The 980-nt window shown below is 49.8% G+C and carries 2 protein-coding genes; both read right to left on the reverse strand.

Annotation, left to right across the window (positions count from 1 at the left end; all coding sequences use genetic code 11):
* Positions 1-55: 55 nt before the first annotated feature.
* Positions 56-436 carry a type IV conjugative transfer system lipoprotein TraV gene (gene traV / locus AB4496_RS26740; RefSeq protein WP_016800273.1) on the reverse strand — a complete coding sequence of 127 codons (381 nt, stop codon included), beginning with the start codon at positions 434-436 and terminating at the stop codon, positions 56-58.
* 11 nt (positions 437-447) lie between these two features.
* On the reverse strand, positions 448-980 hold a 533-nt coding region (locus tag AB4496_RS26745), incomplete at its 5' end, for a TraB/VirB10 family protein (RefSeq protein ID WP_372132940.1).

Raw genomic sequence — 980 nt, forward strand, 5'->3', positions numbered from 1 at the left:
TTCACGTTTGGCTTCTTGATAAAAACCCTTTAAATCTTTTGAGACGCCCATGGCGTTAATCCTTCTTGATAGCCTGAACAGGGCGACCTGTCCAGGTAGACTCGTCTAACACAATGTAAATATCCATTGTGTCGAGGTAAGTGGTGGTGTCATCCGAAGTAAAGGGAAAAATCACCACCTTCCTAACCGTGTCTTGGGTTCGAATAGGATGGCCTTCACGGGTGCGTCTTGGCAGTAAGGCAAAAGGGTGGGAAGCCAGGACGTTAGCCTCGGCGACTTGTTGTGTTGTTGGGTGTGTCGAGATGTTGCGAATGTCATCCATGCTGGCGCAGCCGGGTATACCGCCGATTTTTTGGCAACTAAATTCATCTTGAAAGCCCGCAGAGCAACCTGCTAGTAGGCTAATAAGCAGCGCTGTGAAAAGTTTGATAGTCATAAAAGCCGACCTTAATTTAATTGTTGGTTAACTTCTGCCGCGAGAGGGTTGAGTGTGATGGTTTCTAAAAGGGTGTCTGGTTTTGCTTGCTCTTGCTCTTTTGTCTGATGATCAACATAGCGTTTGATCGCTTCCTCATCATCCAGAGGGAACCCTTTCGTAAAGACGATATTCACGATGCCCCCTGGATTGATTTCGATGAAGGGGTGATATAACTCGGCTAAGGCAATGTAGTAATCCGAAAGCTTACTCCCCACGTCCGAGGTGGCATTGCCCAATAAACTTAATCCCACATCCTTGCTGTTGAGGCTCGACGTTGAGCCAAGCGCTGAGGTTGAGGTGGTGCTGGCCAAGCCCGCCCCGGTCTCACCCAGTCCGGTTAAGATGCCTGAGATCCCCGCCATTTGGACGATTTTGCCGTTACGTAAAATCGAGGTGCCACGGATGCCATTGCGCCCAAAGTTAAAGACGGTGCCTTGAACGGGGATATCTAAAATTCGACCGTCCCGAATGCAGCTGAGGGTATGAGTGCGCGCCACGCCGC

It is taken from the genome of Vibrio sp. 10N.222.46.A1, assembly GCF_041473595.1.
GTDB classification, from domain to species: Bacteria; Pseudomonadota; Gammaproteobacteria; order Enterobacterales; family Vibrionaceae; genus Vibrio; species Vibrio tasmaniensis_A.

Excerpts from the sequence above, each read along its gene's own strand:
- traV (WP_016800273.1), bottom strand. The coding sequence starts at position 436 with ATGACTATCAAACTTTTCACAGCGCTGCTTATTAGCCTACTAGCAGGT.